Source organism: Isoptericola aurantiacus (assembly GCF_044769875.1).
Taxonomy (GTDB): domain Bacteria; phylum Actinomycetota; class Actinomycetes; order Actinomycetales; family Cellulomonadaceae; genus Isoptericola; species Isoptericola aurantiacus.
The window spans coordinates 1005606-1018885 of sequence record NZ_JBJBAE010000001.1; the positions used below are offsets into that span (position 1 = coordinate 1005606).

General features: G+C 72.0%; 13 protein-coding genes and 1 tRNA gene. 7 read left to right on the forward strand and 7 right to left on the reverse strand.

The genetic code is table 11. The annotated features are described in order from the left end of the window. The first annotated feature begins 1 nt into the window (after nt 1). Nucleotides 2-77 (forward strand) — tRNA-Ala (locus tag ACIQLL_RS04590). A gap of 59 nt (nt 78-136) precedes the next feature. Here the strand turns inward: ACIQLL_RS04590 and ACIQLL_RS04595 are convergent. Beyond that, the gene (locus ACIQLL_RS04595) at nt 137-955 is read right to left on the reverse strand and encodes a hypothetical protein (RefSeq protein WP_402463811.1); all 819 of its coding nucleotides are present in this window, start codon (nt 953-955) and stop codon (nt 137-139) included. 86 nt (nt 956-1041) lie between these two features. Here ACIQLL_RS04595 and ACIQLL_RS04600 point away from each other — a divergent pair, with 86 nt between their 5' ends. Then, nucleotides 1042-1581 (forward strand): peptidylprolyl isomerase, encoded by a 540-nt coding sequence (locus ACIQLL_RS04600; RefSeq protein WP_402463813.1) that lies wholly within the window; start codon nt 1042-1044, stop codon nt 1579-1581. A 188-nt stretch (nt 1582-1769) separates the two neighbouring features. Then, nucleotides 1770-2492: a rhomboid family intramembrane serine protease gene (locus ACIQLL_RS04605; protein WP_402463815.1), complete on the forward strand. Its 723-nt coding sequence runs from the start codon at nt 1770-1772 to the stop codon at nt 2490-2492. A gap of 83 nt (nt 2493-2575) precedes the next feature. Here ACIQLL_RS04605 and ACIQLL_RS04610 read toward each other — a convergent pair whose 3' ends face one another. Beyond that, nucleotides 2576-2836 (reverse strand): cell division protein CrgA, encoded by a 261-nt coding sequence (locus tag ACIQLL_RS04610; RefSeq protein ID WP_402463817.1) that lies wholly within the window; start codon nt 2834-2836, stop codon nt 2576-2578. Nucleotides 2837-2961: 125 nt separating this feature from the next. Here ACIQLL_RS04610 and ACIQLL_RS04615 point away from each other — a divergent pair, with 125 nt between their 5' ends. From ACIQLL_RS04615 to ACIQLL_RS04630, 4 genes are read left to right on the forward strand one after another with little or no spacing between them, the layout of a single operon-like run. Beyond that, nucleotides 2962-3693, forward strand: coding sequence for a DUF881 domain-containing protein (locus ACIQLL_RS04615; RefSeq protein ID WP_402463819.1), 732 nt, complete (start codon nt 2962-2964; stop codon nt 3691-3693). Next, nucleotides 3690-4487 (forward strand): class E sortase, encoded by a 798-nt coding sequence (locus ACIQLL_RS04620; RefSeq protein ID WP_402463821.1) that lies wholly within the window; start codon nt 3690-3692, stop codon nt 4485-4487. The genes ACIQLL_RS04615 and ACIQLL_RS04620 overlap by 4 nt, the downstream gene beginning before the upstream one ends. After that, a complete protein-coding gene (locus ACIQLL_RS04625) occupies nt 4484-4654 on the forward strand; it encodes a hypothetical protein (RefSeq protein WP_402463823.1) in 171 nt (56 codons plus the stop codon). The genes ACIQLL_RS04620 and ACIQLL_RS04625 overlap by 4 nt, the downstream gene beginning before the upstream one ends. Then, nucleotides 4651-5304, forward strand: a complete 654-nt coding sequence (locus ACIQLL_RS04630; RefSeq protein WP_402463825.1) for an aminodeoxychorismate/anthranilate synthase component II — start codon at nt 4651-4653, stop codon at nt 5302-5304. Before ACIQLL_RS04625 ends, ACIQLL_RS04630 begins: the two co-directional genes overlap by 4 nt. A 45-nt stretch (nt 5305-5349) precedes the next feature. On the opposite strand, the gene pknB is transcribed toward ACIQLL_RS04630, so the two are convergent. The 5 genes from pknB to ACIQLL_RS04655 are packed head-to-tail and all read right to left on the reverse strand — an operon-like array spanning nt 5350 to nt 13278. Then, on the reverse strand, nt 5350-7404 hold the full coding sequence (gene pknB, locus ACIQLL_RS04635) for a Stk1 family PASTA domain-containing Ser/Thr kinase (protein WP_402463827.1): 2055 nt from the start codon (nt 7402-7404) through the stop codon (nt 5350-5352). After that, the gene (locus ACIQLL_RS04640; RefSeq protein ID WP_402463829.1) at nt 7405-8877 is read right to left on the reverse strand and encodes a serine/threonine-protein kinase; all 1473 of its coding nucleotides are present in this window, start codon (nt 8875-8877) and stop codon (nt 7405-7407) included. It lies immediately after the preceding gene. Further along, entirely contained in the window at nt 8874-10331 is a 1458-nt protein-coding gene (locus ACIQLL_RS04645) for a peptidoglycan D,D-transpeptidase FtsI family protein (protein ID WP_402463830.1), read from the reverse strand. The genes ACIQLL_RS04640 and ACIQLL_RS04645 overlap by 4 nt, the downstream gene beginning before the upstream one ends. Beyond that, the gene (locus tag ACIQLL_RS04650; protein ID WP_402463832.1) at nt 10328-11944 is read right to left on the reverse strand and encodes an FtsW/RodA/SpoVE family cell cycle protein; all 1617 of its coding nucleotides are present in this window, start codon (nt 11942-11944) and stop codon (nt 10328-10330) included. The genes ACIQLL_RS04645 and ACIQLL_RS04650 overlap by 4 nt, the downstream gene beginning before the upstream one ends. Further along, a complete protein-coding gene (locus ACIQLL_RS04655; protein ID WP_402463834.1) occupies nt 11941-13278 on the reverse strand; it encodes a protein phosphatase 2C domain-containing protein in 1338 nt (445 codons plus the stop codon). Before ACIQLL_RS04655 ends, ACIQLL_RS04650 begins: the two co-directional genes overlap by 4 nt. Between the last annotated feature and the right edge of the window lie 2 nt (nt 13279-13280).

Sequence of the window (13280 nt, forward strand, 5' to 3'; positions counted from 1 at the left end):
GGGGGCCATGGCGCAATTGGTAGCGCACCTGCTTTGCAAGCAGGGGGTTGGGGGTTCGAGTCCCCCTGGCTCCACCACACAGCACGAGAGCCCCCGTCCGATGCGGACGGGGGCTCTTGCGCTGTGCTCGGAGTGACTACTTCGTGTTGTCGTCCGTCGTGGCGTCCTTCGCCGCCGCGGTGGACTCCTCGGACGCCTCGGCAGCGGCCTCGCCGGCGTCCTCTGCCGCGTCGGTGGCCTTCTCGGCGGCGTCCCCGGTCTTCTTGCGGGCACGGGTGGCGCGCTCGGTGATCTTCTCGGACGCCTCCTTGCCCTTGGCGACCGCAGCACCTGCGGCCTCGCCGACCGCCTCCGCGGCATCCTCGACGACGTGCCGCGCGTCCCGCGCCACCCCGTCGAAGTCGGGCGCGGAGGACTGCTCCCACGGCTCGGCCCACGGGTCGTTCTGAGGCTGGGCGCGCCGGTAGAGGGCGTACCCGCCTGCGGCCACGCCGCCGACGACGAGGGTCCAGACGAATACCTTGCGTCGACGCGACTTGCGGTGCGCCTTGCGTGCGGCCTTCTCGGCGGCCTTCGCCGCCTTCCCTGCCCTCTTGGCGGCCTCGTCGGCGGTGAGCGACGCGCGCTCCGCCGCCGCGTTGAACGCGAGGACGAGCTTGGGCAGGTACTCGTCCACGATCTTGTCGTGCGCGGTGTCGATGTAGGGGCCGGCCTTGCCTGCCGCCTCCTCGACGCGGGGGGCGGCAGCCTGGACGCTGTCCTGCCACGCCTTCTCGGCGCGCGGGCGGAGCCACTCGACGAAGCTGTCGACGCGTGGGCCCGCCCAGTCCTTGGCCTGACCTGCGGCGTCACGGGCACCGTCGGCGGCGCGGGAGCCCGCACCGACCAGCGCGGCCGCGACGTCCGCAGCGGAGTCCTTGACCTTGGCGGAGTCGATCTTCGGGGTCTGCACCATGGCACCACTCTGCCACCGGCGGCCCGAGAATGCACCGTCACACGCCCGATGACGTGCCCTCATGGTGGTGGTGAGAAGATGGAGCCATGTTCGCAACCCTCCACACCTCTGCCGGTGACATCCGCATCGAGCTCTTGCCGAACCACGCGCCCAAGACGGTCGCCAACTTCGTGGGGCTGGCCCGGGGCACCACCGCCTGGACCGACCCGCGCACGGGCGCCGAGCGCACCGACCCCCTGTACGACGGCGTGATCTTCCACCGCGTGATCGACAACTTCATGATCCAGGGCGGCGACCCGCTGGGTACCGGCACCGGCGGTCCGGGCTACATGTTCGACGACGAGATCCACCCGGAGCTCGTGTTCGACCAGAAGTACCTGCTGGCGATGGCCAACGCGGGCAAGCGTCGCAACCCCGTCACGGGCGCGGTCGAGGGCACCAACGGCTCGCAGTTCTTCATCACCACCGGTGAGACCCCGTGGCTGAACGGCAAGCACACGATCTTCGGCAAGGTGGCCGACGACGACTCCCGCGCGATCGTCGACGCCATCGGGACCACGGCGACGCGCCCCGGCGACCGACCGGTCGAGGACATCGTCATCAACTCGGTCACCGTCGAGGACTGACCCGACCCGACCCCTCGGAGGGCCGAGCCATCAGCACCCCTCAGTCCGACCCGCCGTCGGGCGCTGCTCCCCCGGTGTGCCCCCGGCACCCGGACCGGGTGTCCTACGTGCGCTGCCAGCGCTGCGGGCGCCCCGCGTGCCCGGAGTGCCAGCGCCCGGCGGCGGTGGGTATCCAGTGCGTCGACTGCGTGGCGCAGTCCGCGAAGCAGGTCCGCAGCGGCCGGACCGTGTTCGGTGCCACCGTGCGGGGCGGGCGTCCCGTGGTCACGCTGACGATCATCGGGCTGTGTGCCGTGAGCTGGGTGCTCCAGCTCGCCACCGGCGGCATCAACGGCACCTGGACCACCATGTGGGAGTTCTGGCCTGCCGGAGGGCAGGAGGACCCGTATCGGTTCCTCACGACGGCGTTCCTGCACTCGACCAGCCCGCTGCACATCCTGTTCAACATGTACGCGCTCTGGCTGGTGGGCCCGTTCCTCGAGCAGGCGTTCGGGCGAGGACGCTTCGTCGCGCTCTACCTGCTGGCCGCCGTCGGCGGTTCGGTCGGGGTCCTGCTCCTCGCGGATCCTCTGGGGCCGAGCTGGCGAACGGCCGCTGTCGGAGCCTCGGGCGCCGTGTTCGGTCTGTTCGGCGCGATCATCCCCGTGCTGCGACGGCTCGGACGCAACGCCGGGCAGATCGTCGCGCTCATCGCCATCAACATGGCGCTGCCGCTGTTCGTGGACAACATCGCCTGGGAGGCGCACGTGGGCGGGCTCGTCGTGGGTCTGGCGATCGGGGCCGGCTACGCGGTCGCCCCCCGTGAGAGGCAGCGCCTCGTCGGGTGGGCGCTGCCCGTTCTCGTCGGCCTCGTCCTCGTCGCCCTGACCGTGTGGAAGTACTCGACGGTCCCGTCGCTGGGACTGTTCTGAGAGCGGGCCGGGGGAACGCCGGACGAGTTGTCCCCAGGGATGTACACAGGTGTGGAATCACACCCGTGCAACTTGTACAGCCGTCACTTCCACCGTGTGGTCAGCGAGAACCCGGCGATGATCAGCACGAACCCGACCAGCAGGTTCCAGTTCTCCAGCGCGGGGACCGGCAGCCCGAGGTTCTGGCTCGTCAGGTAGTAGATGACGATCCACGCCAGGCCCACGAGCATGAGCGTCAGCATGGTGGGCACGAGCCAGCGGGGGTTGGCCGAGGGCTTCTGGGGGACGGCGGGCGCGGCGGCGTCGCCCTTCTTCTTCCCGGGGTTCGGCGACTTCTCGGACACGACTGGCTCCTGTCAGGATGGTGCGACGTCCAGGGGCTGGGTCCCTGCACGCCGACGACGGTTCGTCGTCTAGCGTAGTGGGAAGCAGCGCCCGTTCGGGCACGACGACGCAAGGAGGGCGCGGGATGTCGCCTCGGATCCGCTCCGGGATCGCCGTCTGCGGCGTCCTCGCGATCTCCGGCGTGCTCTTCACGGTCAGCGCCCAGCTCGCTCCCGACGACGACACCCGGCACGCCGAGGACCTGGCCTCGGTCGTCGCCGACGAGTCCGACCGGGTCGAAGAGCTCTCCGAGCAGTCGACCGAGCTGGACGAGGAGATCTCCCGGCTGAGCGAGACCGTCGACGTGGACGTCCCCGCGCGGGAGCCCGAGCTGCGGCAGCGCGAGGCCGTCGTGTCCGGAGCCTGGCCCGTCTCCGGTCCGGGCCTGAGCGTGTCGCTCGACGACGCGCCGTCGTCGTCGCTGTCGATCCCCGGGTTCACGGCCGACGACCTCGTGGTGCACCAGCAGGACCTGCAGCACGTCATCAACGCCCTGTGGGCCGGGGGCGCCGAGGCGATGACCCTGCAGGGCGAGCGCGTGACGTCCACGAGTGCGTTCCGCTGCTCCGGGAACATCCTGCTGCTGCACGGCAAGGTGTTCTCCCCGCCCTACGTCGTCCAGGTCATCGGAGACCCGACCCGTCTGCAGATCGCGTTGGACGCCTCGCCCGGGGTGGGGGTCTACCTCCAGTACGTGGAGCGTGTCGCGCTGGGTTACGAGGTGGCGGAGCTCGACGCGGTGGAGATGCCCGCGTACGCCGGCGGCGAAGGGCTGGAGTTCGCCGAGGTGCCCGACGGCACGGACGTGTTCTCGTGAGGCACGCCAGGGGTCGCCGGCCCGGAGGGGTCTTCGGGTCGATCGTGGGGGTGGTGGGCGAGCTGCTCATCACCGCCGGGGTGTTCCTCGGGCTGTTCGTGGTGTGGCAGCTGTGGTGGACCGACGTGCAGGCCGAACGGATCCACACCCAGGTGCTCGCCGAGCTCGAGTGGCCGGACCCGCCGAAGGTCGAGGCCGACGAGGGCCCCGCCGTCGCCTCGGAGCACCGCGGGAAGCCGCCCGTCATGGACGAGCCCGCCGAGGGCACGGTGTTCGGCCAGCTCTACGTGCCCCGCTGGGGGGCGGACTACGTGTCGCCGATCGCCCAGGGGATCGACAAGGCGACGATCCTGGACCGGCTCGGGATCGGGCACTACCCCGGCACGGCGATGCCCGGCGACCTCGGCAACTTCGCCACCGCGGGGCACCGGACCACCTACGGCAAGCCGTACCACCTGGTGGCCGACCTGACCGAGGGTGACCCGCTGGTGGTCCGCACCGCCAAGACCTGGTACGTGTACCGCGTCACCGAGCACGAGATCGTCTACCCGAACCAGGTCGAGGTCGTCTCCCCGGTCCCCGGCCTGGAGCCGGGCGCGCCCGTGCCCGAGCTGACGCAGCGGCTCATGACCATGACGGCCTGCCACCCCATGTACTCGGCGGCACAGCGTTACATCGTGCACGGGGAGCTCGACTACTGGGCGCCCGTCGACGAGGGCACCCCCGCCGAGCTGCTCGACGCCGGCGTGGAGATCCAGGCGGCGGGCGACCAGGACCTGACGGGGGTGAGATGATGTACGGCCTGCTGTGGCGCGCGCTGCCCGGTCCGGTCTGGGTCCGGGTGCTGCTCGTGCTCGTCCTCTTCGTGGCCGCCGTGTGGGCGTGCTTCGAATGGGTCTACCCCTGGTTCTCCGACTACGTCCCCATCAACGACAACACCGTCGAGGCGCACGCACCATGACCTCCATCCTCGTCGTGGACAACTACGACTCCTTCGTCTACACGATCGTCGGCTACCTCGACCAGCTCGGGGCCTCCACCACCGTGGTGCGCAACGACGCCGTCCCCGATCCGGACGCCGAGGGTCGCTTCCGGCACGAGGACGGCACGGCGTACGACGGCGTGCTCGTCTCGCCGGGTCCCGGCACGCCTCAGGAGGCGGGGTCGTCGGAGGACGTCATCCGCGCCTGCGCCCGGTCGGCCACGCCGATGCTCGGGGTCTGCCTGGGCCACCAGGCACTCGCCGAGGTCTACGGTGCGACCGTCAGCCACGCGCCCGAGCTGATGCACGGCAAGACGAGCCGGGTGCAGCACCACGGCACCGGGGTCCTCGAAGGGCTCGGCACCCCCTTCATCGCGACGCGCTACCACTCGCTCGCCGTGGAGCCGCAGACCGTGCCGGCCGAGCTCGAGGTCACGTGCACCACGGCCGGCGGGATCGTCATGGGTGTCCAGCACCGCGACCTGCCGCTGCACGGGGTCCAGTTCCACCCGGAGTCCGTGCTCACCGAGGGCGGGCACCGGCTGCTGGCGAACTGGCTCTCCGTGTGCGGCGACGACGGTGCGGTCGAGCGGTCGGCGGGGATGGCACCGCTCGTCCACACGGCCTGAGCCCGGACCGGGCGCGGGACCCGCCGTCGGGTCCCGCGCTCCGGGTCAGCCGTTGCCGGGGTTGTCGTCGGCCGGCGGCGAGTCGTCGCCCTGGTCGTTCCCGGAGTCGTCGGCCGGCTCCGGGGTGGCTCCGCCGGTGCAGTTCTGCCCGTCGGCACCGGTCGAGACGGTGATGGTGATCTCGTCACCCACCTCCACCTCGGTGCCCGCCACCGGGTCCTGCGCGGACACGTAGCCCGGGCAGTAGTCGGGCGAGGACGCCGTGGTCTGGCGGGACTGCAGGTTGGCCTGGCTGCCGAGCGCCGCCTCGGCGTCGTCGGCGCTCATGCCGACGACGTTCGGCACCTGGACCTTCTCGGCCTCCGGCTCCTCACCGATCGTCACGGTCACGCGGGTGTCCTGGGTGACGGAGCCCTCCTGGGGCGACTGGTTCACGACGAGCCCGACGTCGTTCGGGTCGTCCACCGGTGTGGACTCGAAGCTGCTGTCGAGGTTGAGATCGTCCAGGGTCTGCTCGGCCTCGTCCCGGGACATGCCGATGAGGTTGGGCAGGTTCACCTGGCCGCTGGCCACCGTGAGGTTCACGCTGTCACCGGGGTTCACCGCCTGGCCCGGGCTCGGGTCGGTAGCGGTCACCTCCCCCTGGTCGGCGTCGGGACTGGCCTCCTGGGACACCTCGCCGACGACGAGGTCGGCGTCCTCGATCTGCGCCTCGGCCTCGCTCTGGCTCATCCCGGTCACGTCCGGCATCGCGAACGTCTGCGGCCCGCCGGAGAAGAAGACGGCCACCTGCGAGCCGACCTCGACGCTCTCTCCCGAGGCGGGGTCGGAGCGCGTCAAGGTGTTCTCCGGTTCCTCGGACTCCTCGTCCACCCGCTGCGAGAAGACCAACCCGGCGCCCTCCAGAGCACGTTCGGCCTCCGTCGGTGACATGTCCGCCGTGAGCTCGGGGACCGCGACCATCTCGGGACCGGGGTCGGGCCGCAGCCAGAAGAACAGGATGGCCGCCAGCGCGAGCACGCCCAGGACGATGAGGGTCCACATCAGCCCCTTGCGGCTGGTCTCCTCCTCCTCGGGCGGCGGCGCCCCCACCGCGGTCTGGTCGGCGGGCAGCCCGGTGGCGCCCCACGGGGACTGGTCCATGACCTGGGTGGATGTCGGGTCGCCGAGCACCTGCGTCGCGGCGTACCCGGCGCCGGCTCCCGCGGCGAGCGCACCGATCGCCGGCGCACCCACGTGGCCGCCGCGCATGGCGGCCTCCAGGTCGGAGCGGAACTCGGCGGCCGAGGAGTACCGCTGGTCGCGGTCCTTGGTCAGCGCCTTGAGGACGATGCGGTCGAAGACCTCGGGCACGTCGCTGGCGATCTCGCTGGGTCGCTGGGGTTCCTGGCCGACGTGCTGGTACGCCAGCGCCACCGGGGAGTCCCCGACGAAGGGGGGCCGGCCGGTGAGGAGCTCGAACAGCACGCACCCCGTGGAGTACAGGTCGCTGCGGGCGTCCACCTGCTCGCCGCGCGCCTGCTCCGGGGAGAGGTACTGGGCCGTGCCGATCACGGCCTGGCCCTGCGTCATGGTCGCGGCGGAGTCGGCGACGGCCCGGGCGATGCCGAAGTCCATGACCTTGACGGCACCGGTGGGGGTGATCATGACGTTGGCCGGCTTGATGTCGCGGTGCACGATGCCGGCGTGGTGGGAGTACTCGAGAGCACTGAGGATGCCGGCGGTGATCTCCGCGGCCTCCTCGATGGGGACCGCCGCGCCGTCCGCCAGGATGTCGCGGACCGTGTGGCCCTCGACGTACTCCATGACGATGAACGGGATGTGGGCCTGCTGGCCGGTGACGTCGGTGGCCGTGTCCTCGCCGGTGTCGTACACCGCGACGATCGCCGGATGGTTCAGCGCGGCGGCGGACTGCGCCTCGCGACGGAACCGGGCCAGGAAGGACGGGTCGCGCGCCAGGTCCGAGCGCAGCACCTTGATCGCGACCGTGCGGCCGAGGCGTGCGTCGTGGCCGATGTGCACCTCGGCCATGCCGCCGCGGCCGATGAGCTCACCGACCTCGTACCGGCCCGCGAGTACTCGGGGCGTGTTCTCCACCACTCAGTCGTCCTTCTCGGTCGTGGTCGCGCTCGAGGAGCGCGACGGGTCTGGGTGCATCATCCCAGAGTCGGGCACGGTCATCGCCCGCAACGCTGCAGGCCGTGTCGTCAGAGCGCCGACGGGCAGCAAGAACGCTGCTGCCGCAGCCTCGCCGTCCCCACCGGACAACGCACTCACCAGGGTGGCCACGAGCAGGACCGCGAGCAGGCCGAGCAGGGCCAGCAAGGGCCAGGAGAGCCGCCGCAGGGGACCGACGCGCTGGCCCGTGGTCGTCGAGGACCGTTGGGGCCCGCCGCGGCTGCCGGACCGGGTCCGGACCTCACCCTGCACCGGCGTCTGACGCGGCGTGCCGCCGGCACGCAGGTCACGCCGCGCCGGGTAGGTGCGGGCCGCGTCCTGCTGGCGGGCCGCGTCCCGGGTGGCCGCGGGGACGGGCGGCGGTGCTGACGGCGTCGCCGGTGCGTCGCGGCGGCTCGCGGGGGCGTGCCGCCCCTCGTGCTCGGGTCGCGCGCCCTGCTCGGCCCCCGCGCCGGGGGCGGTCACCGTGCGGACCGGGCGGTCGGCGTCGGACCGGGCGTGCCGCACGGGTGCCGGCCGGCCGCTGCGGGCAGCACGGCGCGCCGCGCGGGACCGCGCACCGAGCGGGTCCTCGGCGATCTCGTGGGCGAGCGCCTCGAGCTCGTCGGCCAGCACGGCCGCGGACGCCGGGCGCTTGCCCGGGTCCTTGGCGAGCATGCGCATGACGACGTCGACGAGCCCGGGGTGGACGGACGACGGCAGCGGCGGCACGGCGTTGTTGACGTGGGCGACGGCGATGTCCACCGGGGTGGACCCCGTGAACGGGCGCTTGCCCGCCGTCGCCTCGTAGGCCACGATCCCGAGCGCGTAGAGGTCCGACGCCGCGGTGGCGGCCTGGCCCACGGCCTGCTCGGGCGACAGGTACTGGGCGGTGCCCATGACCATGCCCGTCGCGGTCATCGTGGCCTGGTTGGCGGCGAGCGACACCCCGAAGTCGGTGATCTTCACGCCGCCGTCGTGCTCCAGCAGGATGTTGCCCGGCTTGACGTCGCGGTGCACCACCTTCGCGACGTGCGCGTGGTGCAGCCCGCGCGCCGTCTCGGCGAGGATCGGCAGCAGCTTGCGCGGCGCCACGACCGGCTCGCGCTCGAGCAGGTCGGACAGCGGCTCACCGAGCACGAGCTCCATGACGAGGAACCCGGCGCCGTCCTGCTCGCCGTAGTCGTACATCTGCGCGATGTTGGGGTGCGACAGCGCCGCGCTGTTGCGGGCCTCGGTCCGCAGCCGGCGCAGGAAGTCCTCGTTGCCGGTGTACTCCTCGCGGAGCACCTTGACGGCGACGTCGCGGCCCAGGTAGCCGTCGTCGGCCACCCACACCTCGCCCATGCCGCCGATCGCGATCCGCCGGGTCAGGCGGTAGCGGTCCCCCAGGGACAGTCCGGTCGCCGGCCTCATCCGTTCAGCACCGCCTCGATGACCGCCTTGGCGATCGGGGCGGCGACGCGCCCACCGGTCGCCTCCGAACCCATGGACCCGCCCTGCTCGACGAAGACGGCGACCGCCACCTGGGGGTCGTCCGCGGGGGCGAACCCGGTGAACCAGGCGTGCGGCGGGACGTCCGGGACGGTCTGGGCGGTGCCCGTCTTGCCGGCCACGGTCACCCCGGAGATCTGCGCCGACGTGCCCGAGCCGCTCTCGACGACGCCGACCATCATGTCGGTGAGCTGGGAGGCGGTGTCGGTGGAGATCGCCCGGCCCAGCGCCGACTCGCGGGTCTGCGAGACGACCTCGAGCTCCGGGTCGCGGATGGCGCCGACGGAGAACGGCTGCATGACCTCGCCGTCGTTGGCGATGGCGGCGGAGACCATCGCCACCTGCAACGGGGTCACCCTGTCGTCGTACTGGCCGATGGCGGACTGCGCCACCTGGTCCGGCGAGAGCGAGTCGGGGTCGGGGAACACGCTCGTGGCCGTGGCGAACGGGACGTCGTAGCTCTGCCCGAACCCGAAGGCCGCCGCCTGGTCCGCCAGGGCGTCGGCGCCGAGGTCGACCCCGAGCTTGGCGAACGCGGTGTTGCAGGAGATGCGCAGGGCGTCCGCGAGGCTCTGCTCCCCCGTCGGCGAGCACGCCTCCCCGCCGTAGTTCGGCAGGTCGGTGGTGGTCCCCGGCAGCGTGTACGTCACGGGCGCGTCGATGACCGTGTTCTCGTCGTAGTCACCGCTCTCGAGCGCGGCGGCTGCGGTCACCAGCTTGAACGTCGACCCGGGCGGGTAGATCTGATTGGTCGCCCGGCTGATCAGCGGGTCGTCGTCGTCGTTGAGCAGCTCCACGTAGGCGTCGTTCGCCTTCTTCGTGTTGTGCGTGGCGAGGTCGTTCGGGTCGAACGTGGGCTTCGAGACCATCGCGAGGACCTTGCCCGTCGACGGTTCGAGCGCGACGACGGCGCCCCGCTGGTCGCCGAGCGCGTCCCACGCGGCCTGCTGCGCGGCCGGGTCGATCGTCAGCTCCACGGAGGAGCCCTGCGGGTCGGCCCCCGTGAGCAGGTTCTGCAGGCGGTCCACCCACAGCGCGTCGGCGGATCCCGCGAGGAAGTCGTTCTCGGCCTGCTCGACGCCGGAGGTGCCGCTGACCAGGGAGTAGAACCCCGTCAGAGGGGCGTAGAGCGGCCCGTCGGAGTACGTGCGCTGGTAGTTCCACTCGTCGTCGGCCGGGACGGAGTCGGCGACGGCGTCACCGCCGACCACGATCGGCCCGCGGTCGGTGCCGAACTGGGCGTACAGCGAGCGGGCGTTGCGGGGGTCGCTGTTGAGCTTGTCCGCGGAGAAGTACTGGATCCACGTGGTCGAGACGAGCAACGCGAGGAACATCGCCATGACGATGGAGGCGAGGCGTCGGGTGGTGGTGTTCACCGCTGCTCACCTCCCCTCTCGGGGTCGTCGTCGGGGTGGTCGATCTGCTCGGTCTCGGCCGCGCGGGACGCGTCGGCGAGCTCCGCTCCGGCGGGGACGTCACGCTCCGCGACACTGCGCCGGGGCAGGGACGACGCCGGCACCCCGGCCGCCGGTGTGCCCGCGGGGCCGCTGCCCTGCGCCGTCGTCCCGCCGTCGCCCCCTGCTCCGACGAGTATCGGTTCCGGGTCCGCCCTGCCTGCCGAGATCTGTCCGCGCACGGGCAGGTCGGAGGGCCTGCGGGCGCTGTCGGAGATGCGCAGCAGGAGCGCGACCACGATCCAGTTGGCCAGCAGGGACGAACCACCCTGCGCCATGAACGGCAGGGTGAGCCCGGTCAGCGGGATGATCCGCGTGATGCCGCCGACGACGACGAAGATCTGCAGGGCCATGACGAACGCGAGACCGCCGGCCAGGAGCTTGCCGAACCCGTCGCGGACCGTCACGGCCGTCTTGAGGCCCCGCTGCACGATGAGCAGGTAGGTCAGCAGGATCGCCGCCAGGCCCGTCAGCCCCAGCTCCTCGCCGAGGGCGGCGTAGATGAAGTCGGAGTAGGCGTAGGGGATCTGGAACGGGCGGCCCTCACCCCAGCCGGTGCCGAACAGGCCGCCGTTGGCCATCGAGAACTGGCCCTGCACGAGCTGGTAGGAGCCGCCGATCTCCCGGTCGTAGAAGCTGTCGTCGAACGGGTGCAGCCAGACGTCGACGCGTGCCCCGACGTGCGGGAAGAGCCGTGCTGCCGCGACCGCGCCGACCCCGAAGAGCGTCAGGCCGAGCACGATCCAGCTCGAGCGGGCGGTGGCCTGGTAGAGCATCGCGACGAACAGGCCGAAGAACAGCAGCGAGGTACCGAGGTCGCGCTGGAAGACCAGCACCATGAGGGACGCCGCCCAGACCACGAGGATCGGTCCGAGGTCGCGCAGCCGGGGCAGGTGCAGCCCGAGCACCTTGGGGCCGGCCAGCGCGAGGGTGTCGCGGTTGACCACGAGGTAGCCGGCGAAGAACACGGCGAAGGCGATCTTCGCGAACTCCGCCGGCTGCAGGGAGAAGCCGCCGACGGAGATCCAGATGCGCGCGCCGTTGATCTCCTCGCCCAGGCCGGGGATCAGCGGGAGCGCGATCAGCAGCAGGCCCACCAGCATGGCGATGTAGGTGTAGTGGCGCAGCCACCGGTGGTCCCGCAGGATCCACAGCATCGTGAACGCGACGACGGCGCCGAGCAGCGATGCCTGCATGTTGCCGGCCGCATCGGCCACGCTCATCCCGGGCGCGTCGGAGATCTCCAGGCGCCAGATCATCGACAGCCCGATGCCGTTGAGCAGCACCACCGCGGGCAGGATCACCTGGTCGGACCACGGCGCGCGCAGCCGCAGCACGACGTGGGCCACGAGGGCGGTCAGCGCGAGCAGGCCGGCGCGCCACCAGAAGCTCTCGGGCAGCTCGCCCCGGATGGACAGGCCGACCATGGCGTAGCCGCCCACGCCGCCGCCCAGCGCGAGGATCAGCAGGAAGACCTCGGCGAGGCGCAGCGGCCGCCGCTGGCGCGGCGTGACCGTGGGGCTGTCGGTGGTCACGCCCGCGCACCCCCGTTCCCGGAGCCTCCGTTGCCGCCGCCGGCACCTGACTTCTTGGTGGGGCTGGGGCTGGGGCTCGGCGACGGGCTCGGCGAGGCGCTGGCGCTCGGTGACGGGGTGGGCGTCGGCGTCGGCAGCGCCTCGTCGATGAGCCGGTCCGCCCGCTCGACCGCCTCGTCGAGGGAGGACGCCCGGATCGTGCCGTCCAGCCGCTCGGTCCAGTAGGCGGGCAGCTCGTCGACCGGCGTCCCGGTGAGCTCGACGGGGTGCGACAGCGTCAGAGGGCCGGCGTCCTGGGGGATGCCCTGGAAGACGGCCACCTGACCGTCGGCGACGCCGACGTAGAACTGTTCCTGCGTCCAGCCATAGGCCCACCAGCCGCCGAACCCGACGGCGGCCAGCACCAGGACGGTGACGATCATGCCGATCCAGGGCCGACGGCGCGGGCTGGGCCGGACGTCGTCGTCCTCCTCCTCGTCGTCCCCGCCGTCACCCGGGGCCTCGACGGCGCCGGCGCCACCGGCGCCGTCGTCGTGCCGGGTCAGCTCCGCCCGCGTGCCGTCGGCCGCGGCGCCCACGACCTGGCTGACGGTCGAGGGCTCGGTCTCGGAGTCGACGACGTCGGCCACCACGACGGTGATGTTGTCGGTGCTGGCCGAGGTCATGGCCAGCGTGATGAGCAGGTCCGCGGCCTCCTCCGGCGACTCGCACTCGGCGAGGACCTGCGTGATCTGGTCGATGGGGACGAACCCCGACAGGCCGTCCGAGCAGAGGAGCCAGCGGTCGCCCGCCCGGGCCTCGCGGACCGACATGTCGGGTGTCAGGTCGACGTCGAAGTCCCCCAGCACACGCATGACGACGTTGCGCTGCGGATGGGTCTCGGCCTCGTCCGGCGAGATGCGGCCCGTGTCGACCAGGTGCTGGACGAACGTGTGATCGATGGTGACCTGGTTGAGCGAGCCGTCCCGCAGCAGGTAGGCACGGGAGTCGCCCAGGTGGGCCATGGCCAGCGTGTTGCCCGACCGCAGCAGCGCGGTGACGGTGGTGCCCATCCCGGACAGCTCCGGGTCGACCTCCGAGGCGTGCACCAGGTCCTGGCGGGCCTGCTCGACGGTGTGCTCGAGGTCGGCCAGCGCCTCCTCCGGCCCGTGCTCGGTGGAGTCCAGAGGCGCCAGGGCCGCGATCGCGAGGCTCGAGGCGATGTCCCCGCCGGCGTGGCCGCCCATGCCGTCGGCCACGACCAGGAGGTTGGGTCCGGCGTAGGCGGAGTCCTGGTTGTCGTTGCGCACGAGCCCGACGTCGGACCGTGCGGCGTACCGCAGGGCGAGGGTCACGC

What these genes read in the sequence shown, in the direction of transcription:
- ACIQLL_RS04595 (WP_402463811.1), bottom strand. Translation starts at nt 955, where the DNA reads ATGGTGCAGACCCCGAAGATCGACTCCGCCAAGGTCAAGGACTCCGCT.
- ACIQLL_RS04600 (WP_402463813.1), top strand. Translation starts at nt 1,042, where the DNA reads ATGTTCGCAACCCTCCACACCTCTGCCGGTGACATCCGCATCGAGCTC.
- ACIQLL_RS04615 (WP_402463819.1), top strand. Translation starts at nt 2,962, where the DNA reads ATGTCGCCTCGGATCCGCTCCGGGATCGCCGTCTGCGGCGTCCTCGCG.
- ACIQLL_RS04625 (WP_402463823.1), top strand. Translation starts at nt 4,484, where the DNA reads ATGATGTACGGCCTGCTGTGGCGCGCGCTGCCCGGTCCGGTCTGGGTC.
- ACIQLL_RS04630 (WP_402463825.1), top strand. Translation starts at nt 4,651, where the DNA reads ATGACCTCCATCCTCGTCGTGGACAACTACGACTCCTTCGTCTACACG.
- ACIQLL_RS04640 (WP_402463829.1), bottom strand. Translation starts at nt 8,877, where the DNA reads ATGAGGCCGGCGACCGGACTGTCCCTGGGGGACCGCTACCGCCTGACC.